20 protein-coding genes and 1 pseudogene are annotated in these 23,364 nt (G+C 71.9%); 17 read left to right on the top strand and 4 right to left on the bottom strand.

What is annotated here, in order from left to right; all coding sequences use genetic code 11:
- Position 1: 1 nt before the first annotated feature.
- Complete coding sequence (locus AB0M97_RS23410; protein ID WP_365962890.1) at positions 2–1,048, bottom strand: zinc-binding alcohol dehydrogenase; 1,047 nt, start codon at positions 1,046–1,048, stop codon at positions 2–4.
- Positions 1,049–1,174: 126 nt separating this feature from the next.
- Here AB0M97_RS23410 and AB0M97_RS23405 point away from each other — a divergent pair, with 126 nt between their 5' ends.
- From AB0M97_RS23405 to AB0M97_RS23380, 6 genes and pseudogenes are all read left to right on the top strand, one after another.
- Positions 1,175–2,581: an extracellular solute-binding protein gene (locus AB0M97_RS23405; protein ID WP_365962889.1), complete on the top strand. Its 1,407-nt coding sequence runs from the start codon at positions 1,175–1,177 to the stop codon at positions 2,579–2,581.
- Between the two features lie 31 nt (positions 2,582–2,612).
- On the top strand, positions 2,613–3,632 hold the full coding sequence (locus tag AB0M97_RS23400) for a sugar ABC transporter permease (RefSeq protein ID WP_365962888.1): 1,020 nt from the start codon (positions 2,613–2,615) through the stop codon (positions 3,630–3,632).
- Positions 3,629–4,516 carry a carbohydrate ABC transporter permease gene (locus AB0M97_RS23395; protein WP_365962887.1) on the top strand — a complete coding sequence of 296 codons (888 nt, stop codon included), beginning with the start codon at positions 3,629–3,631 and terminating at the stop codon, positions 4,514–4,516. Before AB0M97_RS23400 ends, AB0M97_RS23395 begins: the two co-directional genes overlap by 4 nt.
- A gap of 95 nt (positions 4,517–4,611) precedes the next feature.
- Positions 4,612–4,787, top strand: a pseudogene (locus tag AB0M97_RS23390) (sugar kinase); the annotation flags it as partial.
- A gap of 145 nt (positions 4,788–4,932) precedes the next feature.
- Positions 4,933–5,550 (top strand): gamma carbonic anhydrase family protein, encoded by a 618-nt coding sequence (locus AB0M97_RS23385; protein ID WP_365962886.1) that lies wholly within the window; start codon positions 4,933–4,935, stop codon positions 5,548–5,550.
- 188 nt (positions 5,551–5,738) lie between these two features.
- The gene (locus AB0M97_RS23380) at positions 5,739–6,194 is read left to right on the top strand and encodes a TerB family tellurite resistance protein (RefSeq protein WP_365962885.1); all 456 of its coding nucleotides are present in this window, start codon (positions 5,739–5,741) and stop codon (positions 6,192–6,194) included.
- Positions 6,195–6,230: 36 nt separating this feature from the next.
- On the opposite strand, the gene AB0M97_RS23375 is transcribed toward AB0M97_RS23380, so the two are convergent.
- On the bottom strand, positions 6,231–6,629 hold the full coding sequence (locus tag AB0M97_RS23375) for a BlaI/MecI/CopY family transcriptional regulator (protein WP_365962884.1): 399 nt from the start codon (positions 6,627–6,629) through the stop codon (positions 6,231–6,233).
- A gap of 151 nt (positions 6,630–6,780) precedes the next feature.
- Between AB0M97_RS23375 and AB0M97_RS23370 the strand changes: the two genes are divergently transcribed.
- Positions 6,781–7,356: a TerD family protein gene (locus AB0M97_RS23370; protein ID WP_365962883.1), complete on the top strand. Its 576-nt coding sequence runs from the start codon at positions 6,781–6,783 to the stop codon at positions 7,354–7,356.
- Positions 7,353–8,204, top strand: coding sequence for a class I SAM-dependent methyltransferase (locus AB0M97_RS23365; RefSeq protein ID WP_365962882.1), 852 nt, complete (start codon positions 7,353–7,355; stop codon positions 8,202–8,204). Before AB0M97_RS23370 ends, AB0M97_RS23365 begins: the two co-directional genes overlap by 4 nt.
- Positions 8,205–8,356: 152 nt before the next feature.
- On the opposite strand, the gene AB0M97_RS23360 is transcribed toward AB0M97_RS23365, so the two are convergent.
- Positions 8,357–10,633 carry a catalase gene (locus AB0M97_RS23360; RefSeq protein WP_365962881.1) on the bottom strand — a complete coding sequence of 759 codons (2,277 nt, stop codon included), beginning with the start codon at positions 10,631–10,633 and terminating at the stop codon, positions 8,357–8,359.
- A gap of 396 nt (positions 10,634–11,029) precedes the next feature.
- Here AB0M97_RS23360 and AB0M97_RS23355 point away from each other — a divergent pair, with 396 nt between their 5' ends.
- The 6 genes from AB0M97_RS23355 to AB0M97_RS23330 all read left to right on the top strand — a co-directional run bounded on the left by AB0M97_RS23355 (position 11,030) and on the right by AB0M97_RS23330 (position 17,075).
- Entirely contained in the window at positions 11,030–12,640 is a 1,611-nt protein-coding gene (locus AB0M97_RS23355) for an ABC transporter substrate-binding protein (protein WP_365962880.1), read from the top strand.
- 20 nt (positions 12,641–12,660) lie between these two features.
- On the top strand, positions 12,661–13,629 hold the full coding sequence (locus tag AB0M97_RS23350; protein ID WP_365962953.1) for an ABC transporter permease: 969 nt from the start codon (positions 12,661–12,663) through the stop codon (positions 13,627–13,629).
- Between the two features lie 5 nt (positions 13,630–13,634).
- The gene (locus AB0M97_RS23345) at positions 13,635–14,516 is read left to right on the top strand and encodes an ABC transporter permease (RefSeq protein WP_365962879.1); all 882 of its coding nucleotides are present in this window, start codon (positions 13,635–13,637) and stop codon (positions 14,514–14,516) included.
- Complete coding sequence (locus AB0M97_RS23340; RefSeq protein ID WP_365962878.1) at positions 14,513–15,580, top strand: ABC transporter ATP-binding protein; 1,068 nt, start codon at positions 14,513–14,515, stop codon at positions 15,578–15,580. The genes AB0M97_RS23345 and AB0M97_RS23340 overlap by 4 nt, the downstream gene beginning before the upstream one ends.
- Positions 15,573–16,259: an ATP-binding cassette domain-containing protein gene (locus tag AB0M97_RS23335; RefSeq protein ID WP_365962877.1), complete on the top strand. Its 687-nt coding sequence runs from the start codon at positions 15,573–15,575 to the stop codon at positions 16,257–16,259. The genes AB0M97_RS23340 and AB0M97_RS23335 overlap by 8 nt, the downstream gene beginning before the upstream one ends.
- Positions 16,260–16,511: 252 nt before the next feature.
- Positions 16,512–17,075 carry a dihydrofolate reductase family protein gene (locus tag AB0M97_RS23330; RefSeq protein ID WP_365962875.1) on the top strand — a complete coding sequence of 188 codons (564 nt, stop codon included), beginning with the start codon at positions 16,512–16,514 and terminating at the stop codon, positions 17,073–17,075.
- On the opposite strand, the gene AB0M97_RS23325 is transcribed toward AB0M97_RS23330, so the two are convergent.
- Positions 17,072–19,582 (bottom strand): Helicase associated domain protein, encoded by a 2,511-nt coding sequence (locus AB0M97_RS23325; RefSeq protein WP_365962874.1) that lies wholly within the window; start codon positions 19,580–19,582, stop codon positions 17,072–17,074. The two genes, AB0M97_RS23330 and AB0M97_RS23325, sit on opposite strands and share 4 nt — an antisense overlap.
- Positions 19,583–19,832: 250 nt before the next feature.
- Between AB0M97_RS23325 and AB0M97_RS23320 the strand changes: the two genes are divergently transcribed.
- The 3 genes from AB0M97_RS23320 to AB0M97_RS23310 all read left to right on the top strand — a co-directional run bounded on the left by AB0M97_RS23320 (position 19,833) and on the right by AB0M97_RS23310 (position 23,279).
- Positions 19,833–20,690 carry an oxygenase MpaB family protein gene (locus tag AB0M97_RS23320; RefSeq protein ID WP_365962873.1) on the top strand — a complete coding sequence of 286 codons (858 nt, stop codon included), beginning with the start codon at positions 19,833–19,835 and terminating at the stop codon, positions 20,688–20,690.
- Between the two features lie 581 nt (positions 20,691–21,271).
- Positions 21,272–21,826: an NADH-quinone oxidoreductase subunit B family protein gene (locus AB0M97_RS23315; RefSeq protein ID WP_365962872.1), complete on the top strand. Its 555-nt coding sequence runs from the start codon at positions 21,272–21,274 to the stop codon at positions 21,824–21,826.
- A gap of 112 nt (positions 21,827–21,938) precedes the next feature.
- Positions 21,939–23,279: an NADH-quinone oxidoreductase subunit D gene (locus tag AB0M97_RS23310; protein ID WP_365962871.1), complete on the top strand. Its 1,341-nt coding sequence runs from the start codon at positions 21,939–21,941 to the stop codon at positions 23,277–23,279.
- Positions 23,280–23,364: the final 85 nt, after the last annotated feature.

The raw sequence follows: 23,364 nt of genomic DNA, 5'->3' as shown, positions 1-23,364 counted from the left end.
CTCAGAATTCCAGGACGACCTGGAGCGCCTCGGAGGGGCGGTCGTCCAGCAGTACGTACGCGTCCGCGGCGTCGGCGGCCGGGATCACGTGGCTCACCAGGGAGGTGACGTCCACCTGCTGCTCGGCGACCAGACGCAGGAAGGTCTGCTGGAGGCGCTCGACGGTCCAGCGGTTCGACAGCCGCGGAGGCACCCCGCCGATCTGGGAGCAGACGAGCTGGACGCGGTTGTGGTGGAACTCGTCGCCCAGGCGCAGCCCCGCCCCGTCGCCCTGGTAGAACCCGGAGGCCACCACCCGGCCGCCCACCGTGACCGAGCGCAGGGCCTCGTGCAGGGCGGGGTGGGCGCCGCTGATCTCGATGGCGAGGTCGGCGCCGAGCCCGGCGGTCGCCTCGCGGATGCGTTCGGCCACGGCGTCGGTACGGGCGTTGAGGGTGCGGTGGGCGCCGTGGCGCCTGGCGGTCTCCAGGCGGCCGTCGAGGGCGTCGACCGCCGTGACGCGGGCGCCGTTCAGCCGGGCGAGGCGGGTGGTGAGCAGCCCGATGACGCCCTGGCCGAAGACGGCGACGTCCTCGCCGAGGTGGATGTCGCCTGCCAGGACCGCGTTGTAGGCGATGGCGCCGACCCGGGCGAAGGCGCCGGCCAGCGGCTCGAGACCGGCGGGCAGGGTGTGGCCGAGCATGCGCTCGGCCGGGACCACGCCCTCGCTGCGGTGGCCCCAGACGCCCCACACCAGGTCGCCGGGGACCGGCAGCCCCGGGGTGCCGGCCAGCTCGGGGGAGACCTCGAGGACCTCACCGACCTCCGAGTAGCCCCAGCCGGCCACCGGGTACTCGATGCCGGCCGCGTCCTCGCGGAACAGCCGGGCCCCGGGGTCCCAGGTCCGCGTCAGGTACGGGTTCGTGCCGCGGTAGGCGGTCAGTTCGGTGCCCGCCGAGATGCCCGAGTAGCGGGTGCGCACCCTCAGATGGCCGGGCGGCAGCTCGGCTCTGGGCTGCTGGGCGACCTCCACCCGGCGTGGGCCGGTGAACTGTACGACGCGTTCCACGGGTGGCTCCGGAAAGGTGTGCGGGTGCGGTTGCGTCGACAATAACCCCAACTTATGTCTTGTCAATACGCAAAACTAGTGCTGAGATGCGTGCCCAGCAGACGTAAGCCGGAACGAGGACACGCAATGCACACCAAGAGCCGGCGGTCGAGGACGACCGCGGTGGGCATCACGGCAGCAGCCCTGGTGACCGGGTTGCTCACGGGCTGCGCCGGCAGCACCGGGCCCGGCACACCGGACCGCGAGATCACGGTCTGGTCCCAGGAGAACCTGCCCGACCGCGTCGCCGCGACGCGGAAGATCATCGACGGGTTCGAGAAGGAGACCGGGATCAAGGTCGAGCTCGTCGGCGTCGACGAGGGCCAGATGCCCCAGCTGATCATGTCGGCGGCGGCCTCGGGCACGCTGCCCGACGTCATCGGCGCGGCTCCCCTGGGGCAGGTCTGGCAGATGTACACCAACGGGCTGCTCAACACCGACATCCCGAAGCGGATCGTCGCCGGGCTCGGGCGTGACACCTTCAACGCCAACGCGCTGAAGCTGACCTCCGACGGGGACACCAGCCTCGGCGTCCCCTCCGACGCCTGGCTGCAGCTGCTGGTGTACCGCAAGGACCAGTTCGACGCGGAACGCCTCCCGGCGCCCGACACCTACGCCAGGGCCCTGGCCGCCGCCAAGGAGCTCACCACCGAGGGCAACGACGGCATCTCCGCCGCCACCGACCCGGGCGACGTGTTCACCTCGCAGAGCTTCGAGAGCCTCGCCCTCGCCAACGGCTGCGAACTCGTCGACGCACAGCACGAGGTGGCCCTCGAATCCCCGCGCTGCCAGACCGCGTTCAAGACGTACGACACGCTCGCCCGCGTCCACGGCGCCCCGGGCACCCAGACCGTGGACTCCACCCGCGCGACCTACTTCGCCGGCCGCTCCTCCATGATCATCTGGTCCTCGTTCCTGCTGGACGAACTCGCCGGGCTGCGGGGGGACGCCCTGCCCAGCTGCCCCCAGTGCAAGGACGACCCGCGGTACCTGTCGCGCAACAGCGGCATCGTCACCGCCATGAAGGGCCCGGACGCCACCGAGGCGGCCCAGTTCGGCGAGATCACCTCCTGGGTGACCACCAAGACGGCGGAGACGGCGGCCTCCCGCGCGTTCATCGAGTACGTGATGGGCGCCGGATACGAGTCCTGGTTCGGCATGGCCCCGGAGGGAAAGATCCCCGTCCGCAGGGGCACCGCCGCCGAGCCCGACCGCTACCTCGAGGCCTGGCGCCACAGCGACATCGGCGTCGACACCAAGAAGCCCTTCGACCAGGTCTTCCCCGCGAGCCTGCTCAACCAGCTCGCCGACGGCGTCAGCAACATGGGCCGCTGGGGCATCACCCAGGGCGAAGGGGCCCTCGTCGGCGCCACCAACGGCGAACTGCCCGTGCCGAAGGCCATCGGGGCCATGACCAGCGGACAGCTCTCGCCCTCGGAGGCGGCCCGCGAAGCCGGTGACGAAGTCGCCGCCCTGAAGAAGTCCCTGCAGTAGCCGCCCGCCTGCCCGTCACAAAGGTCCCCTCATGACTACAGCACCAGCCGGCGCACCACAGCGCCGGGACACCAGCCCCCGGCCCGACGACCGGCCCGGCACCCGCGGCAGCCGCCCGATGACCGCCGGCCGGCGCGCCAACCGCGCGGGCCTCGCGTTCGTCTCGCCCACCTTCTTCGTGGTCCTCGTGGTGGTCGTCCTGCCCATCCTGTGGACCGTGCTGCTGGCGTTCCAGGACGCCAAGCTCGTCGACATCCAGGGCATGGGCCTGTTCGGCAACTGGTCCCTGGACAACTTCGCCCGCGTCTTCGACTCGGCCGGCTTCTGGTCGAGCCTGAGCACCACCCTGATCTACACCGCCGGCTCCACCCTCGGCTCGGTCGTCCTCGGCCTGGTCGCCGCGCTCGCCCTGCGCAGGCCCTTCCGGGGCCGCGGAGTGCTGCGTGCCGCGATGCTGCTGCCCTACGTCGCCCCCGTGGTGGCCGTGGCGTTCGTCTGGGAGGTCGCGCTCAGCCCGCAGTACGGTGTCGTCAACGACTGGGGCCGGCGCCTGTTCGGCTGGGACGACCCCATCGCCTTCCTCTCCACCCGCGCGTACGAAGTGAGCCCTCTCGGCCTGCACTTCGACATCCCGCTGGCCCTGCTGACGGTGATCGTCTTCGAGATCTGGCGCTACTTCCCCTTCGCGTTCCTGTTCATCCTCGCCCGGCTCCAGGCGGTCCCGGACGTCCTGGAGGAGGCCGCCACGGTCGACGGAGCCACCCTCTCGCAGCGGTTCCGGCACGTCCTGCTGCCCCAGCTGATGCCGGTCATGGCGCTGCTGTGCGTCCTGCGGTTCATCATGACCTTCAACAAGTTCGACGACGTCTACCTGCTCACCGGCGGCGGCGCGGGCACCGACGTCGCGGCGGTCCGGGTCTACGACTTCCTCACCGCCCGCTACGACGTGGGAGCCGCGGCCGCCCAGGCGCTCGTCCTGGCCGTCTCGCTCATGATCCTGCTGGGCATCTACTTCAAGTTCTTCGCCAACAAGGTCCAGGAGGAATCGTGACGACCCGCAAGGCGGCCCCGACCCGGGCCCAGGTCGAGGACAGGCTCTTCGGCGTCCTGCGCTGGATCGTCATCGCGTTCCTCGCAGTGATCACCCTGCTGCCCTTCTCCTACATGCTGCTGCTGTCGCTGAAGCCCATCGACGCGCTGCTGCTCGAACCGGGCTCCCTGTGGATCTCGGCCAAGGACCTCACCCTGAGCACCTACCGGGACGTGCTGCGCTCCACCGACGACGGCGGCCAGGGCTTCGTCACCTTCCTGCTCAACTCCGCGCTCGTCTCCCTCGGCACGGTGGCGCTGACCCTGCTGGCCGCGGTGCCCGGCGCGTACGCCGTCAGCCGGCTGAAGTTCTTCGGCCACCGCCAGGTCAGCGCCCTGTTCCTGGCCGTCTACCTGTTCCCGGCGACCCTGCTGGCCGTCCCGCTGTTCGTCATCTTCGCCAGGATGGGACTGTCCTCCAGCCTGGTCGGCCTCTCTGTCGTCTACGTCGCCCAGACCGTGCCGGTGTCGATCTACATGCTGCGCACCTACCTCGTCACCATCCCCTACTCCATCGAGGAGGCGGCGGCGCTCGACGGATGCTCCCGGCTGCAGACCGTCCGCAGGGTGATCCTCCCCCTCGCCATGCCCTCCCTCATGGCGACCGGACTGTACGTCTTCATGATCGCCTGGAACGAGTTCCTGTTCGCGCTGCTGTTCCTGGCCGCAGACCCGGACAACTGGACCGTGTCCCTCGGCCTCGCCCAGCTGTCCAACGGCATCGAAGTGCCCAAGACCGTCCTGATGGCCGGATCCGTGGTGCTGACGATCCCCGTGGTACTGCTGTTCTTCGCCGCCGAACGCCTCCTCACCGAGGGCCTGACCAGCGGCGCCGACAAGAGCTGACGCCAGGGGAGAAGCACCGGTGACGCCCCACCAGGCCGGCGCGGGCAACCTGCCGCAGCTGATCCGCAGCGGCAGGACCGACACCCGCGCCGACGACCGGGGCGCGCGAGCTGCTGTACCAGCGTGCGATGCCCCGCGCCACGGTCACCCTGCAGGTCGTCACCGCACGCCTCGGCGACCACGCCGGTCCACCGGGGCCGCCGGCATGGTCGTGGAGTGCCTCTCCTCCGCGGCCCGGGCCGACGCCCGCCTCCACCGCCTCGCGTCCTGACCGCGCAGGCCACCGCACGCAGACAGGAACACCGTGACCCTGACGCGGGCGCCGTACGGCGCTGATCACATGCCTGCGGGCAAGTCAGGGTTACCGTGACGCCGTTGGCGGCAGTCCGCGCCGCACATGACGTCTGGAGTCGCACATGCTGATCGAACACCGGGGGCAACGACCGGTCGTCCCGGAGTCCGCCTACGTCGCGCCCTCCGCCACCCTCTGCGGCGCGGTCGTCCTCGGCGAGGGGGCTCGCGTGCTGCACGGCGCCGTGCTCACCGCCGAGGACGGGGAGGTCCGTATCGGCGCCGACACGGTCGTGATGGAGAACGCGCTCGTCCGCGGGCGCGCCCGGCACCCGGCAGTGATCGGCGACGCCGTGCTGATCGGCCCGCACGCCCACGTCAACGGCGCGACGGTCGAGGACGAGGTGTTCGTCGCCACCGGAGCCTCGCTGTTCCCGGGCTCGGTGGCCGGCAGCGGGGCCGAACTGCGGATCAACAGCGTGCTGCACGTCAACTCGAAGCTCGCGCCGGGCACGGCGGTACCCATCGGCTGGGTCGCGGCGGGCGACCCGGCGCGGCTGTTCGCCCCGGACCAGCAAGACGAACTGTGGGAAGTGCAGCGGGGGCTGGACTTCCCGGGCACGGTGTACGGAGTCTCCCGCGACACGCCGATGCGGGACGTCATGGCCCGGCAGAGCGCCTACTACAGCTCCCATCGGGACGACCGGATCCTGGGCGGCGACGGCGACGGCGAAGCCGGCTGAGGACCGCCACGGCGACATGGCGACACGACGACCGACCGGTGATCTCCACGAATCCACAAATCCGCAATCCGCGAATCCGCGGAACTTATCCGCCGCGCCGGGAGTTTCTACGTCGTTGTAGAAATTGACGATGTGTCGGGCCGCCTCCGAGGCAGGCCGGGCCTTCGACCGACCGTACGGAGTTCTCCATGGCCCTGTGGGACCGCTTCAAGGAATCCGCGTCAACGATGCAGACCCAGCTGATGGCGAAGAAGAACGACCTCAAGAGCGGGGCCTTCCGGGACGCCGGCATGGCGATGTGCGCGCTCGTCGCCGCAGCAGACGGCACCGTCGATCCCGCCGAACGCCAGCGCGTGGCCCAGCTCATCGCCACCAACGAGGTGCTGCAGAACTTCGACGCCGCCGACCTGCAACGGCGCTTCGACGAGAACCTGGACAAGCTGACCGCCGACTTCGCCTTCGGCAAGGTGAGCGTGATGCAGGAGATCGCCAAGGCGAAGAAGAAGCCCGCCGAGGCGCGGGCCGTCATCCAGATCGGCGTGGTCATCGGCGGCGCGGACGGCGACTTCGACAAGGCCGAGCAGGCCGTGGTGCGCGAGGCGTGCTTCGCCCTGGACCTGCCGCCGCACGAGTTCGACCTGTGAGCGAGGGACGGGAGCGCGTCGGACCGGCCCTCCGGGTCACCGGTCCGGCCCGTCCTCCTCGTCCTTCGCCCGCTCCAGCAGTTCCCGCAGCAGACGCGCGTCGTCCGGCTCCAGGGACGTGACGAAGCCGGCCAGGACCGCTTTCCGGTCGCTCTCGCCGTCCAGCAGCCTGCGCATCTTGTACGCGGCGAGCCCGGCCCGGTCGGACACCGGAGTCCACGCGAAGGACCGGCCTGTGCGCTCGCGGGTCACCGCGCCCTTGGCCAGCAGCCGCGTCAGGATGGTGATCACGGTCGTGTAGGCCAGGTCCCCGCCGAGCCGCTCCTGCACCCAGCCCGCACTCGCCGGACCGTCCGCCTCGCGCAGGGCGGACAGCACCAGCCCTTCCAGCTCGCCCTGCCTCCGGCGCCGGGGGCTCTGCCGCTGGCTCGTCACACCCGCTCTCCCTTCCGCTGCCCCGCAGCAGCTCACGGGCGGCCCATCGTAAGGACCGCCGTACCCCTCTCCGTTGCTTCTACAATCCCGTAGAGTTTCGCGCGGGTTCGCGCGCGGTGGGCCCGCAGCGGTTCTCAAGGAGGAGAGCAGCGTGGGAGTTTCCCTGTCCAAAGGCGGCAATGTCTCGCTCAGCAAGGAGGCTCCCGGCCTGACGGCGGTCCTCGTCGGCCTGGGCTGGGACGTCCGCACCACCACGGGCACCGACTACGACCTCGACGCCTCCGCGCTGCTGCTCGACGCGTCCGGCAAGGTCCTGTCCGACCGGCACTTCGTCTTCTACAACAACCTCACCAGCCCGGACGGCTCGGTCGAGCACACCGGCGACAACCTCACCGGTGAGGGCGAGGGCGACGACGAGAGCATCAAGGTGAACCTCGCGTCCGTGCCCGCCGAGGTCGACAAGATCGTCTTCCCGGTCTCCATCCACGACGCCCAGAACCGCGGCCAGAGCTTCGGCCAGGTCCGCAACGCGTTCATCCGGATCGTCAACCAGGCGGGCGGTCAGGAGATCGCCCGCTACGACCTGTCGGAGGACGCCTCGACGGAGACCGCCATGGTCTTCGGCGAGCTCTACCGGCACGGTGCCGAATGGAAGTTCCGCGCGGTCGGACAGGGCTACGCCTCCGGCCTGGCCGGCATCGCCACCGACTTCGGCGTCAACGTGTGACGCGCCCTGACATCAACGCGCACGCCCGACGCGACGACCGGCCCGAGGAGTCCCGGCGGGCGCGCCTGAGCCGGACCTTCGACGAGGACGCGGACCTGTACGACCGGGCCAGGCCCGGCTATCCGCCCGAGCTGTACGACGACCTCGCGGACCTCGCGGGCGCCCGCCCCGGCAGCCGCGTCCTGGAGGTGGGCTGCGGAACCGGCCAGGCGACGGTGCCCCTCGCCGAGCGGGGCTGCCGGATCACGGCCGTCGAGGCGGGACCCCGCATGGCCGAGGTCGCCCGGCGCCATCTGGCCGGGGCCGCCGAAGTGGAGGTGGTGACGGCCGACTTCGAGACCTGGCCGCTGCCGCAGGAGCCGTTCGACGTGGTCCTCGCGGCGACGGCCTTCCACTGGATCGACCCGGCGGTGCGGATGACCAAGGCCGCCGACGCGCTGCGCCCGGGCGGGGCGCTCGCCGTGGTGCGCAGCCAGCATGTGCGGGGCGGCACCGAGGAGTTCTTCGTCGAGGTCCAGCGCTGCTACGAGCGCTTCGACCCGGACACGCCACCGGGGCTGCGGCCTCCCGCGGCCACGGCCGTCGACGGCTCGGACCATGCCGAGGAGGTGGCGCGCAGCGACCGGTTCGGCGCCACGGTCTTCCGCCGCTACGAACAGGACCTCACGTACACCACGCCGGAGTATCTGGACCTGCTGCGCACCTATTCCGGCCACAGAGCCCTGCCGGAAGCCGCCAGGAACGGACTGCTGGCGTGCATCGCGGGCCTGATCGACGGGCGGTACGGCGGCCGGGTGACGAAGCGTCACCTCATCGAGCTCGGGGTGTCGCACCGCGTGGGCCCCTGAGCCCGGGGGCGCGCCCGTGCCGCGAAGGAGGTCTGGCGCACGGCGCGGGTCGGCCTGTCCGGCCGGGAAAGGCCGGACAGGCCGACCCGCGGTGACGCGCGGGAGACACCACTGAGCACCGGCCCTGGAGCCGGGCTGCCCAGTGCGGCCGGTCAGATCGCTGCCGTGAAGCGTTCCCACACCCGGTGGGCGCTCAGCAGGCCGGTGACTTCCTCCAGAGCGGCCGTGGCGCTGTCAGCGACGACCACACCCGGCGCCTCGGCGGGCACCCCCGCCGTCTGGAGCGCGGCGTCGCCGCCCGCCCAGGCGCCGATGGCCTTGCCGTGCCGGTACGCCTCGGCCAGCAGCAGGGTCACGCGCGGGTCGCACGTCGTCAGCCCCGACGCGCCCGGCGGCACCTTGGCGTCCCGGGCGCCCAGCGCGTCGCTGCTCACGCCGGGCGACCCGGCGACCAGCACGGCGTCGAACTCCACGCTCCGCGCGGTGACATAGGTGCGCTGCACGGTCAGCGCGGCGTCGCCCGCGCCGAGGGTGCCGCCCGTCGGAGCGACGACGAGCGGAACCATGCCGCCGCGCAGGACGGCTTCCCGCACCGTGCGTACGCCGTCCAGGTCGCCGTCCGCGTCGGTGACGATGCCGATGATGCGGCCGTCCGTGGGCCAGGTCTGCCCGACCTGGGACAGCGCGGGGCTCGGCTCGACGTCCGCCGGTGCCACCGTCGGCGCGGGGGCCGGCAGGCCGAGACCGGCGGCGACCTGCGCACACAGCTCGGTGTCGATGTTCGCCAGCACCTGCAGCGCGCGTTCCTTGATCGACTGCTCGTAGCACTTGCCGAGCTCGAAGGTGTACGCGCCGATGATGTGCTCGCGCTCCACGGGGCTCATGCTGAGCCAGAACCGGCGGGCCTGGCTGAAGTGGTCCGCGAAGGACTCGGGCGCCTCGCGGACCTTCGTGGCCTCCGGAATCCGTACCGGCGTCTCGACGTACGCCGCGGTGTCCGCGCCCGCGGTGAACGGGCAGCCGCCGTCGAGGGAGTTGGGCCGGTAGGGCGCCGTACCGCGGTGCACGGCGGTCTGGTGCATGCCGTCGCGCTGCATGTCGTTGACCGGCGCGTGCGGGCGGTTGATGGGCAGTTGGGGGAAGTTCGGGCCGCCCAGACGCGTGATCTGGGTGTCCAGGTACGAGAACAGCCGCCCGGCGAGCAGCGGGTCGTCGGTGATGTCGATGCCGGGCACGAGATGGCCGACGTGGAAGGCGACCTGCTCGGTCTCGGCGAAGAAGTTCGACGGGTTGCGGTTGAGGGTGAGCAGCCCGACCGGCTGCACCGGTGCCAGTTCCTCGGGCACGATGTTCGTCGGGTCCAGCAGGTCGATGCCCTCGAAGGTCTGGTCCGGGGTGTCGGGGAAGGTCTGGATGCCCAGCTCCCACTGCGGGTGGGCGCCGGCCTCGATGGCGTCGGCGAGGTCCCGGCGGTGGAAGTCGGGGTCGACGCCGTTGATGAGCTGCGCCTCCTCCCACACCAGGGAGTGCACGCCCAGCTTCGGCTTCCAGTGGAACTTCACCAGGGTCGTGCCGCCCGCCGCGTCGACCAGGCGGAAGGTGTGCACGCCGAAGCCCTCCATCATCCGGTAGGAGCGCGGGATCCCCCGGTCGGACATGTTCCACAGCGTGTGGTGGGTGGCCTCGGTGTGCAGGGTGACGAAGTCCCAGAAGGTGTCGTGGGCGCTCTGCGCCTGCGGGATCTCCCGGTCGGGGTGCGGCTTGCCGGCGTGGATGATGTCGGGGAACTTGACGGCGTCCTGGATGAAGAAGACCGGGATGTTGTTCCCGACCAGGTCGAAGACGCCCTCAGTGGTGTAGAACTTGGTGGCGAATCCGCGGGTGTCGCGCACGGTGTCGGACGAGCCGCGCGAGCCCAGCACCGTGGAGAAGCGGACGAACACCGGCGTCTCGGCGTCCTTGGCGAGGAACGCCGCCTTCGTGACGGTCTCCGCCGTGCCGTAGCTCTTGAAGACGCCGTGGGCCGCCGCGCCGCGGGCGTGGACCACGCGCTCCGGGATGCGCTCGTGGTCGAAGTGCATGACCTTCTCGCGCAGGTGATGGTCCTGCAGCAGCACCGGGCCGCGCGGCCCGGCCTTCAGCGAGTGGTCCGTGTCGTACAGGCGGGTGCCCTGCGCCGTGGTGAGGTAGCTGCCCCCCTGGGCCATCCGGGCCTGGTCGGCGCCGGTCTCCTGACCGGTGGGGGACATGGTGGCCGGGCCGCTCTGGTCGGGCTTCGGCGGCAGCGGCTCGCGCGGCTCGGTGGGTTCCGCCAGAGGCGGAGTCTCGGCCCCCGGTTTCCCGGGAATGCCCTCCTCCGGTCCGGGGCCGTCGCCCTGGATCGTCTCGGCGACCTTCTGCGCTGCCTGCTTCAGGGGCTTGGAGTCCATGGATGCGTTCCTCTGGTGGGGGGTCGGATTGCCGCTGCCGCGCTCGCCTCCGGCCGGCTGCCGTCCCGCGCGCCGGGACCCGCCCCGGGCCCGCGCCGTTGCGCGGCAGGCCGGAGCGCGCGACGCGGGGGGACGCCTCGCAGCCGGGGCGCGAGTGGCACGCCGGTGCCGTCAGTGGGCCGGCTGCCCTGTCAACCTCGCACAGGGCAGGGGTCTGCACACGGCACGTGTATCGAGCGGGTGAACCACTCGTCCTCCTGCGCGGGTTCGTTGGCACGGGCACGACCCGCGTACCCAGGCACGGGCAAGCGAGACATCCCGCATTACGCTCACAGTGCCCGCTTATTGCGACTATCATGCAACAGCATTTGATCTTCAATAGGGCGCGAGGGGCTCATGGCGACCAGGAAAAGCAGGACGAGCAGGAAGACCAGAGGGATACGAGGTGCCGCCGTCGTGGTGGCGACGGGCGTCGCGGCCGCCGCCTGTTCGGCACCCGGCGGCGGTACCGGCGGGCAGGCCGCCGACTCCGTCGTGATCGGGGTGGCGTCCGAACCGGACACCCTCAGTCCGCTGCTCGGCTACGGCAAGGACGGCAACTCCAAGATCTTCGACGGCCTGCTCGCCCGCGACGCCGATCTGCGGCTCAGGCCCGCCCTCGCCGAGGCGCTTCCCGAGATCGGCGACGGCGGACGCACGTACACCTTCACCCTGCGCGACGGCGTGAAGTTCAGCGACGGCGAACCGCTGACGGCCGCCGACGTGGTGTTCACCTACAAGACCGTCCTCGACCCCGACACCAACAACACGGCCCGCAGCGAGCTGGCCGCCGTCAAGGACGTGCGGGCCGCAGGCGACGACAAGGTCGTCTTCACGCTCAAGTACCCTTACGCGCCCTTCGCCGGGCGCACGGTGCTGCCGATCGTCCCGGAACACATCGCCGGAAAGCAGGACCCCAACACCGGTTCCTTCAACACCGAGCCGGTGGGCACCGGCCCGTACGTCCTGGCCGGCTGGCGCAAGGGCGAGAAGCTCACCTTCAAGGCGAACCCGCACTACTGGGGCGGCGCGCCGAAGGTCAAGAAGGTCACCATGGCGATCGTCGAGGACGACGACGTACGCGCCACCCGGCTGCGCTCCGGCGACCTCGACGGGGCCGTCCTCCCGCCCAACCTCGCCGCCACGTTCAAGAGCGACAGCGGCAGGCGGACCTACCGGGCCACGTCCTACGACTACCGCGCCGTCACCCTCCCCACCGGGGACGAGGTGACCGGCGACCGCGCGATCCGCCGCGCCCTCGACGCGGCCGTGGACCGCCGGGCCATGGTCGACAAGATCCTCGACGGCGCGGGCCGCCCGGCGTACGGGCCGCTGCCCGTCGACGACCCGTGGTTCGCCCAGGACGTCGAACGCGCCCACGACCCCGGCAAGGCGCGGCGCATCCTGGACACGGCGGGCTGGAAGCCCGGCAAGGACGGCGTCCGGGTCAAGGACGGCCGCCGCGCCGCCTTCACCCTGCTCTACCCCACGGGCGACAAAGTCCGCCAGGACCACGCCCTCGCCTACGCCTCCGACGCCAGGAAGGCCGGCATCGACGTGAGGGCGGAGAGCGCCACGTGGGAGGTCATCGAGCCGCGGATGGGGAACGACGCCGTCCTCGCGGGCTTCGGCAGCACCGGCGACCCCGACTTCGGCCTCTACACCCTGCTGCACTCCTCGCTCGCCGGCGACGGCTTCAACAACATGAGCCACTACGACAACCCGGCGGTGGACCGCGCACTCGACACCGGCCGCCGCAGCCAGGACCCGGCCGCGCGCAGGGCCGCGTACGACACGCTTCAGCGTGAGCTGGTGAAGGACCCCGGCTACACCTTCCTCACGCACATCGACCACCTGTACGTGCTCGCCGACCGCTGGGACGGACCGACCACGCAGGTCGAGCCGCACGAGCACGGCTTCGCCAGCGGGCCGTGGTGGAACGTCGAGGACTGGCAGCCGAAGACATGACACCCCTGCCCTGGGGAGCGATGGCGCGCCTGGTGGGACGGCGGGCCCTGGTCGCCGTCCCGGTGCTCCTCGCCGTCACCTTCGGCGTGTTCGCCATCGCCGCCGCCTCCCCCTTCGACCCCGTCAAGGCGTACGCCGGCACCGCCGCGCTCGGCGCCGACCAGGAGACCCTCGACCGGCTGCGGGCCAACCTCGGCGCGGGGGAGCCGTTCGCCGTGCGCTGGTGGCACTGGCTGACCTCCGCGCTCGGCGGCGACCTGGGCCAGTCCAGCGTGATGCGGCAGCCGGTCGCCCAGGTGATCGGCGAGCGGCTGGTGTGGTCGACGCTGCTGTGCGCGGTCGCGTTCGGCACCGCCGTACTCGCCGGCACGCTGCTCGGAGTGCTCGCGGCCCGCCGCCCGGGCTCCTGGTTCGACCGGGCCGTCACCTCGCTCGCGTACGTGCTGGAGGCCGCGCCGGTCTTCTGGATCGCGCTGCTCGCCGTCTGGCTGTTCGCCCTCCAGTGGGGCGTCCTCCCGGCCGGCGGCCTCACCGACACCGGCACCGAACAGGTCACCGCGGGTCAGGTCGCCGGCCACCTCGTGCTGCCCGCGGGCGTGCTCGCGCTCTCCCAGCTCCCCTGGTTCGCGCTCTACGTCCGCCAGGGCGTCGGCGACGCGCTGGCGGAGGACCCGGTGCGCGGAGCACGCGCCCGAGGGCTGAGCGAACGCACCGTGCTGCTCGGCCACGCGCTGCGCTCCGGACTGCTGCCGGTCCTCACCCTGATCGGCTCGCGCGTCCCCGAACTCATCACCGGCGCCCTGCTGGTGGAGAGCGTCTTCAGCTGGCCGGGCATCGCGGCGGCCACGGTGGAGGCGGCCACCGCCGTCGACTTCCCGCTGCTGGCCGCCCTCACCGCCCTCGCCACCGTCGCCGTCCTCGTCGGAAACCTGCTCGCCGACCTCCTGTACGGCCTGATCGACCCGAGAGTGAAGCTCAGTGAAATGTGACTCCGATGGCTGAGGCCGAAGCCGCGCCCCACTGGCGGTCGTACGGCTCCGGCGGCCGGCGCACGGCCCGCGGCGTCCGGGTGCGCGTCTGCACCGCGCTGCTGGCCGCGACCGTCCTCGCCGTGCTGCTCGTCCCGCCGCTCGTCCAGCTCGACCAGCAGGCCGTGGACCTGGCCGCCAAGCTGCAACCCCCTTCCCCGGCGCACCCCTTCGGCACCGACGACGTCGGCCGCGACCTGCTGCTGCGCTGCGTCTACGGGCTGCGGGTCTCCCTGCTCGTCGGCGTCGCGGCGGCCCTCACGGCGACCGTGATCGGCACCGCCGTCGGCGCCACCGCCGGGGCGCTGGGCGGCTGGATGGACCGTGGTGTCATGCGGCTGGTCGACGTGTTCTCGTCCGTGCCGCACCTGCTGCTCGGCATCTTCATCGTCGCCATGTTCCGGCCCGGCGTGTGGCCGGTGGTCGTCTCGGTCGCCCTCACCCACTGGCTGTCGACCGCGCGCATCGTCCGCGCCGAGGTCCTGTCCCTGCGCTCGCGCCCCTACATCGACGCGGCCGTCTCCGCAGGCGCGTCCCGATGGCGGGTGCTCGTACGGCACCTGCTCCCCGGCGTGCTGCCCCAGGCCGCGCTCGCCGCCGTACTGATGGTGCCGCACGCCATGTGGCACGAATCGGCCCTGTCCTTCCTCGGGCTCGGCCTGCCCACGCACACGGCGAGCCTCGGCACCCTCATCCAGACCGCGCGCGGTTCGCTGCTCGCCGGACAGTGGTGGCCGACCCTCTTCCCCGGCCTGTTCCTCATCGTCCCGACCCTCGCCGTCGCCGGTCTCGCCGGTGCCTGGCGGGAACGGATCAACCCGCGCCGGCGATCGGAGCTGATGCTGTGACCGAGCCACACCCCGTCCTGTCGGTGCGCGGCCTGTCGGTGCGCTTCCTCATGCCGGGCGCGCGCCGCATCGCCGCCGTCACCGACGCGCACTTCGACGTGGCGGCCGGCGAGTGCCTCGCCCTGATCGGCGAGAGCGGCTGCGGCAAGTCCGTCCTCGCCTCCGCCCTGCTGGGCCTCCTCCCCGCCAACGCGCAGACCGCGGGCGAGGCCCGCCTCGGCGACCTCGACCTCCTCGCGGCCGACGAGCGGACCCTCGCCCGCACGGTACGCGGGCGCCGCATCGGCCTCATCCCGCAGAGCCCGGCCGCGCACCTCACGCCCGTGCGGACCATCCGTTCCCAGCTGGAGGAGACCGTCGCCCAGTTGACCGGCGTCCGGGGCCGCACGGCCCTGCGCGCGGCCGCCGAGGCCGCGGCGGCACGGGCCGCCTTTCCCACGGACCACCTCGACCGGCATCCCCACGAGCTGTCGGGCGGCCTCGCCCAGCGCGCCGCGACCGCCCTCGCCCTGGTCGGCGACGCCCCACTGCTGCTGGCGGACGAACCCACGACGGGGCTCGACAGGGAACTGGTGGAGCGGACGGTCGACGAATTGCGGCGCCATGTCGAGGCGGGGGGTCTCAGGGAGGGCGAGGGAGACGGCGCGAGCGGCGCAGCGAAGGGAACCGGTGGCCGTGCGCGCGGCACCGGACGGGCCCTGCTCATGATCACCCACGACCTGACGGCCGCCGAACGCATCGCCGACCGGATCGCCGTCATGTACGCGGGCCGCATCGTCGAAGTGGCCGACGCCGCCGGCTTCTTCGGCGCGCCCGGCCCCCGCCACCCGTATAGCCGCGGCCTCCTGCGAGCCCTTCCCGAGCGGGATTTCCGCCCCATCCCCGGCATGCCGCCGGAACTCGGCGACCTGCCCGACGGCTGCGCCTTCGCCGCACGCTGCGACCGGGCCACCGGCACCTGCGCCACATTGCCGCGGATGACCGGGGGAGCCGCCTGCCACCACCCGCACGCACCACGGGAAGCCCCTGGCGCTGCGCCGGCCGAGGAGGACGTCCGTGCTTGAACTGCGCGCCATCACAGCGGGCTACGACCGGCGCGCCCCCGTGGTGCGGAACGCCTCCCTGACGGTCGCGCCCGGCGAAGCCGTCGGCCTGCTCGGCCCCAGCGGCTGCGGAAAGTCCACCCTGGCCCGCGTCGCCGCCCTGCTGCACCGACCGGACTCCGGCACCCTGCTCCTCGACGGCACCCCGGTGCGGCACTGGCGCCACCGCGCCCCGCGCGAGCTGCGCACCGCCTTCGGAGTGGTGTTCCAGCAGCCGAGGCTCTCCGCGGACCCCCGGCTGCGGCTCACGGACTTGATCGCCGAACCGCTGCGCGCCACCGGCCGCCGCGGACAGGCGGCGGAACGGGTCGCCGAACTCGCCGAGACGGTGGGACTCACCCCCGAACTGCTGAGCAGGCGCCCCCACGAAGTCAGCGACGGCCAGCTCCAGCGCGCCTGCCTCGCCCGCGCCCTCGCACTGCGCCCCCGCTGGCTGATCTGCGACGAGATGACAGCGATGCTCGACGCGTCCACCACCGCGGCCCTGGTGGCCGTGGTGGAGCACTACCGGGCCACCACCGGGGCCGGCCTGCTCGCCGTCGGCCACGACAGCACGCTCCTGCAGCGCTGGTGTGACCGAACGGCCCACTGGGACACCGTCGCGCCGGCCGCGCAGGCGCGTCCTGTCACCGGAGGATGATGCCCACCGGCCGGTGAACGGGCGGCAGCGCCCCAGCCGCCGCGCAGGCAGTCGTCCAGGGCGTCGAGGCTCCAGCCGAAGTGACCACCAGGCCGTCCTGCCGGCGCACCACGACGCACCGGACGCGACGGCAGGCGCGCGCGGGAAGCCGGACAGCGGCGCCGAGCACTTCCCCTCGGTCCCGCGCGTCGCGATGAGTCCTGAGGCGTTCGGCGGTCGTACTGTCGAACCCGTTACGGAGGAGGACTCCTGATGCGCAGCGTGACCTATTCGATGAGCGTTTCGCTCGACGGCTACATCGTCGGGCCGGACGGCGGTTTCGACTGGACGGTGCCCGACGAGGAGGTCTTCCCCTTCTGGATCGACGAGATTCGCCAGGTCGGCGTCCACCTGCTGGGACGACGGCTGTACGAGACGATGCTGTACTGGGAGACCGCCGACCAGGATCCCTCGCTCGACGACGCCGAACTCGAGTGGACCGCGCTCTGGAAGCCGCTCCCCAAGGTGGTGTTCTCCACCACGCTGTCGGAGGTGCAGGGCCATGCCCGCCTGGCCTCCGGCGGCCTGGTGGAGGAGATCGAGCGGCTGCGGGCCGAGCCGGGGGAGGGCGACATCGCGATCGGCGGCGCGACGCTCGCCGCCGAGGCGGCCTCACTGGGACTGATCGACGAGTACCGGACCATGGTCTACCCGGTGCTGGTCGGGGGCGGCATCCCGTTCTTCCCCCGGGCCGAGCGCCGGGTGGATCTCGAACTTGTCGAGACCCGCACCTTCAACTCGAGAGTCGTCTACCTCCGCCACCGCGTAACGCGTTAGCCCTGCGCGGCGTCGGATGCCGGCTCGTGCGAGGTCCAGCGCATCCCGATCCGTGACAGTTGCTCGATCCGCTCCGGCGACATGGTCGCGGCCCTGGTGCGCTGGTTGCTGATCCAGGCGCCGAGTTTGATCTCCCGCTGCTCCCGGTCCTCGCCGACGAGCCGTTCGACGTGCTTGCGCGGTACGCGGAGATGCCCCTCACGCTCGTAGAACTGGCGGGCGGCGGTCAGGTGGAGGGTCCAGCGGTCGGCGTGCGTACGGCGTGGGCGTGGCCTTTCGCTCTCCTGCGCGGGACGGACGCCGAGGATGTGTTCGAGCATCCACTGCTGAACGGCGGTGAGCCTGTCGTAGCCGAGCCGCTGGGCGCGGACCCATCGTCCGAGGTCCTCGCCCTGGCGGACGGTCTCGCCCGGGGCCGTGGGCAGCGTTCCGCCGTGTTCCAGGTGCTGCCGGGTGAGGTGGAAGACGCGCTGCCATTCCACCGGCCAGGCGGGGCACCAAGAGGGGTCGATGTCCTCCAGCTGCTCGCGCCGCTCCTCCGACAGGACGCCCGCCGCCGACCCGACCGGCACCCCCTCGGCGCGCCGCTGCTCGTACTGCTGGGCCCGCCGGGCGGCGGCACGCTGGTTCTTCAGCCAGATCCCCACCTTGTAGCCCTGGTGGGTGGCGTCCAGCGGGGCCAGCAGATGCCCGTGCTCGGCTGCCCACCCCCGCGCGGCGGCCAGGCCCTCCTCCCAGGCGACGTCGTAGTGCGACCAGACCATGCCCAGCTTCTCCAACTGCTCGGCACGGTCCTCGGTCATGGCCCCGCGGGCGTGGAAGCGGCGGGCGTCGGCGATCCACTGCCCCAGGGGGAAGCCGGCGAGCGAGGGCGGCCACCCCTCGGCTTCGGCCGCCCGGCCCTTCGGCACGCGGTAGGTGAAGGGCACGCGCAGATCGCCGTACGTACGGTGGTAGACGACGGCCGCTTCGATGCCGCGCCGCCAGTGCTCGCGCTCGGGATCGAGGACGCGCAACCTGATGAACGCGGCCAGCTGGGCGGGGTCGCGGGGGGTCGAGAACTCCAGCAGGGCGCGGGCGGGCCCGCTCACGCCTCCGGCGCCGGCTGCTTCGTGGCCCTTGGGCGAGTGGCTGGGGGCCTGCGGCTCGGCGAGCTGTTCCACGATGCGGGTGTCGTGCGCCCTGAGCGCTTCCAGGAGCTTGGCGAGCCCCGCGTAGGCGCGGGAGGTCAGCATGCTGTCGGCCGTCTCGCCGGGCCCGAGCAGGACCGGCACCACGAGCGAGGCGACCTTGCCCTCCCCTGGCTGCATCCGCAGCGCGCGGCCGACGGCCTGGACGAGATCGGGCATGGAGCCGCGCACGTCCGCCCAGTACACGGAGTCGCAGTTCCTCGTGTCGACGCCCTCGCCCAGGACCCTCACCGACCCCAGGAAGCTCTTGTCCACGACGGTGCCGTCCGCCGAGACCCCGTCGGCGAACTGGGAGAGCACGCGCCGCCGGTGCAGCGGTTTGTGCGCGCCGCACAGCCAGTCCGCCCGGACCAGCCGCGGATACGCCCCCGGATGCGCCGCGTGCAGCCGCGCCGCGACACCCGGAAGCCCGGCCGCGAACGCCTCCGCCTCCTTCACCGCGTGATGAAAGACCAGCGTGCGCCGCAGCCCTTCCTCGGCCGCTGCCTTCACGAGCGCCGTCTGCAACGCCGCCAGCCGCGCCCCGCGCACCTCGTCCGACCGGCCCTGCGCGCCGAGCAGCACAGCGGCCTGGAACTCAGCGTCCGTGACATCCACGCACACCACCCGGTACGGCGCGCAGATGCCCCGGTCGATCGCCTCCGACAGCGTCAGGGTGTGGCAGCGGGACCCGAACGGCCCGTCCGGGTCGTCCTCCATCGACGCCACCAGCTCACCCGGCGCGCCCTGCTGCCCGGCGTCCTCGTCCAGCTGCCACAGCCGCGGTGTCGCCGTCATGTACAGGCGGCGCAGGGACGGGATGCGTGCGTTGTCATGCACGACCGCCCAGGGTTTGCCGATCCGGCCGGACGTCCGGTGCGCCTCGTCCACGACGATCAGGTCCCAGCCGGGAAGGCCCGCCCGGTGCGCGCGTTCCAGGGTGCCCAGTCCGAGGGAAGCGTAGGTGGCGAAGACGGTGACCTTGTCGAAGGGCCGTACCCAGGCGACGAGTTCGTCCACGTCGGTGGTGTTGGGGAAGGACGCCTCGGCCCCGCGCAGGGAGGACACGCCGATCACCGGCCCGGTGCGGCCACCGTCGCGCCAGGCGGCCTCGGTCTGGGCGAGCAGGTCCAGCGAGGGCACGAGGACCAGCACCCGGCCGGCGCGGAGTTCCTCCGCACCGCGGGTGGCGACCAGGGTCTTCCCGGTCCCGGTCGCCATGATCACCTGGGTACGGAGCCCGTGCTCGGGCACGGTCCCGTCGGCGGGGACCTCCAGAGCACGGAGCACCGCGTCCACGGCCTCCCGCTGATGGGGCCGGAGTTCCTTCGCTGCCACGTGGATCCTTCGCTGGGCGGTGTGCTGTCCAGCAGATTAAGGGGCTGAGGACGGACGGGCCGGGGGCGAGGCCGGTGCCGACGCCGAGAAGAACTGTGCGGCTGCGTTTCCCCCGGCGCGGCGGGGACGATCATGCCAGGGGGAGATCATGAGCCGACCACTCCTGTTCCTCACGTCCTCGTCGCCACGGCGAAGGTTCCGCGGAGTTTCCCGGGGCATGCCGGACACTTGAAGGGAAGGGGAGGCAACGATGCTGACGGAACTGCGTGAACGCCTGGGCATGGCCCTGTTCCACCGGGTGGCGGGCCCCGAAGGGCCGGCCACCCGCGCCCGCATCCACCTGGCACCGGGCCCGCGCTGGTTCGGCCCCGACCGGCCGATCCGGACGGTGCATGGGGACGCGTCGATGTTCATCGGAGGGATCAGCGCGCTGCTGTTGCAGTCCCTGCACCCGCTCGCCATGGCGGCCGTCGCCGCCCACTCCGGCTATCGCGGGGACCCGTGGGGCCGGCTGCAACGCACCAGTACCTTCCTGGCCGTGACGACCTACGGCACCGCCGAGGACGCCCGACTGGCCGTCGATCACGTCCGCGGCATCCATGAGCAGGTCCGGGGGAGGACGGCCGACGGCCTGGCGTACCACGCGGCCGACCCGCACCTGCTCGGCTGGGTGCACGCGGCAGAGACGGACAGTTTCCTGCGCGCCCACCAGCGCTACGGGGCCCACCCGCTCGACGCCGCGGGCTACGACGGCTATGTCGCCGACGCCGCCCGGGTCGCCGAGGCCCTCGGGGTGGCCGACCCGCCCCGCGACCGCCGCCAGCTGTCCGAGTGCCTCGCCGCGTACCGGACCGAGCTGCGGGCCACCCCCGAGGCCCGCGCCGCCGCACGCTTCATCCTGTTCCAGCCCCCGCTGCCGCTCGCGGTGCGGCCGTTCTACGGCGGGCTGGCCGCGAACGCCGTCGCGCTGCTCCCGCCCTGGGCCCGCGGCATGCTGTGGCTGCCCCGCGTCCCGGTCGTCGAGGACATCGCCGTACGCCCCGCGGGCCACGTACTGACCAAGACCATCCGCTGGGCCATGACGCCACCCCGGGAGCGCACGGAATGATCACCACCGGCGCTCCGCCCCCAGGTGGCGAAGGTCACAAAGTGCGTGCTGCTGCGTATGTCGCAGATCACAGAAGCCCGGGCATAGACTGCACGCATCGCGCATGTGAGCCGTTTCACATACTCGCGATCTCCGAGGGCACGTCGGCGGCGGGTCTCGCAACCGGTCACGGGCCGGTTCGGCGGCGGACGCGCGCGGCCGGTGACGGGCCCGGGGTGGCGAGTGACGCCGATGCGCGCGGTCCATCGGTCAAGGACGACTGGAAGGAGCTGAGGGGCGTGAACATCTCCGTACCCACGCTCGTGCTCGGCGCCCCCGGGCGGCGTTCGCCGTCTTCTGCGTGCGCGCCGCGCCGCACGACCCGACCAGGCAGAACGTAAAGCGTACGAGCACGGCACCGAGCTTCCTTCCAGGCTGCGGGCGGCGGCGCTTCCCGGCCGGGCACCATCCGGCGACGCACTCGCCGTCCTCGGCGTCGACCCCGCATCCCCGGGCCGCCGTCCGACGGCTCGCCGGTGCTTTCGGGCTCGTCGACATGCTGGAACGGGACCAGAGGACTACAAGGGCTGAAGGGCACCTCATTGGGACTCGAAGAAAAGCTGCCGAGCGGCTTCCTGCTGAGCACGGTCGAGCATGCCGCGGGACTGGCACGCAAGTCGTCGGTCTTCCCCGCGACCTTCGGTCTGGCCTGCTGCGCCTTCGAGCTGATGGCGGCGGGGGCCGGCAGGTACGACCTCGCACGGTTCGGCATGGAGGTCTTCCGCGGCTCACCGCGCCAGGCGGACCTGATGATCGTCGCGGGCCGGGTGAGCCAGAAGATGGCGCCGGTGCTGCGGCAGGTCTACGACCAGATGCCGAACCCCAAGTGGGTGATCTCCATGGGGGTCTGCGCCTCCTCGGGCGGCATGTTCAACAACTACGCGATCGTCCAGGGCGTCGACCACGTCGTGCCCGTCGACATCTACCTGCCCGGCTGCCCGCCGCGTCCCGAGATGCTGATGGACGCGATCCTCAAGCTGCACGAGAAGATCCGGACGTCGAAGCTCGGGGTCAACGCCGAGGAGGCGGCCCGGGAGGCCGAGGAAGCGGCGCTCAAGGCGCTCCCGACCATCGAGCTGAAGGGACTGCTGCGATGAGCGGCCGCGGCACACCGTCCGCCGCGCGGGAGACGGCCGGTTTCCGGCCGCACGCCGGCACCTGCACATTCGCCCGGATTCCGGCTTCGTACCAGCGGAGGTCGTACAGCTCATGACTGCCCCTCACGTGCACGCCACGCCCCCGTCGGGCCCCCGCGAGACGACGGAGGGCACCGTCTACACGGTCTCCGGCGGGGACTGGGACGAGGTCGTCCAGTCCGCCGCGCGCGCCGACGACGAGCGCATCGTCGTCAACATGGGCCCGCAGCACCCCTCCACCCACGGAGTGCTCCGGCTGATCCTGGAGATCGACGGCGAGACCGTCACCGAGGCCCGCTGCGGCATCGGCTACCTCCACACCGGGATCGAGAAGAGCACCGAGTTCCGGACGTGGACGCAGGGCACCACGCTGGTGACGCGGATGGACTACCTCTCGTCGTTCTTCAACGAGACGGTGTACTGCCTGGCCGTGGAGAAGCTCCTGGGCATCGAGGACGACGTCCCCGACCGGGCCACCGTCATCCGGGTCCTGCTCATGGAGCTGAACCGCATCTCCTCCCACCTGGTGGCCATCGCCACCGGCGGCATGGAGCTCGGCGCCACGACCGTCATGATCTACGGGTTCCGCGACCGCGAAATGATCATGGACGCCTATGAGTTGGTCACCGGTCTGCGCATGAACCACGCGTTCATCAGGCCCGGCGGACTCGCCCAGGACCTGCCGGCCGGCGCCGTCGACCAGCTGCGCGACCTGGTCAGGACGCTCAAGAAGAACTTCCCGGAGTATGACAAGCTCGCCACCGGGAACCCCGTCTTCAAGGCCCGTATGCAGGACATCGGCTATCTCGACCTGGCGGGATGCATGGCCCTCGGCGTGACGGGCCCGATCCTGCGCTCCACCGGCCTGCCGTTCGACCTGCGCAAGAGCGACCCGTACTGCGGTTACGAGACGTACGACTTCGACATCGCCACCGTCGACACCTGCGACGCCTACGGCCGATTCCTGATCCGGCTGGAGGAGATGCGGCAGTCGCTCAGGATCGTCGAGCAGTGCCTGGACCGGCTGGAGCCGGGGCCCGTGATGGTCCCGGACAAGAAGATCGCCTGGCCCGCCCAGCTCGCCCTGGGGCCCGACGGACTGGGCAACTCCCTCGACCACATCAGGAAGATCATGGGCACCTCGATGGAGTCCCTGATCCACCACTTCAAGCTGGTCACCGAGGGCTTCCGCGTACCGCCGGGACAGGCGTACACGGCCGTCGAGTCGCCCAAGGGGGAGCTGGGCGCGCACGTCGTCTCCGACGGCGGCACCCGCCCCTACCGGGTCCACTTCCGTGACCCCTCCTTCACCAACCTGCAGGCGCTCGCGGCGATGTGCGAGGGCGGTCAGCTGGCCGACGTCATCGTCGTCATCGCGTCCATCGACCCCGTGCTGGGAGGCGTCGACAGGTAACGACCGCATCCGCTACGCGAGTGGCGGGGGGGGGCGCGTCACCTCGCGCGCGCCCCCGAGCAGGCTGTAATAGCACGATAAAGCA

Origin of the sequence: Streptomyces sp. NPDC051207 (assembly GCF_040682395.1) — a bacterium.
Taxonomy (GTDB): domain Bacteria; phylum Actinomycetota; class Actinomycetes; order Streptomycetales; family Streptomycetaceae; genus Streptomyces.
The sequence above is the reverse complement of the archived record's forward strand: the minus strand, read 5'-3'. Positions and strand labels throughout refer to the sequence as shown.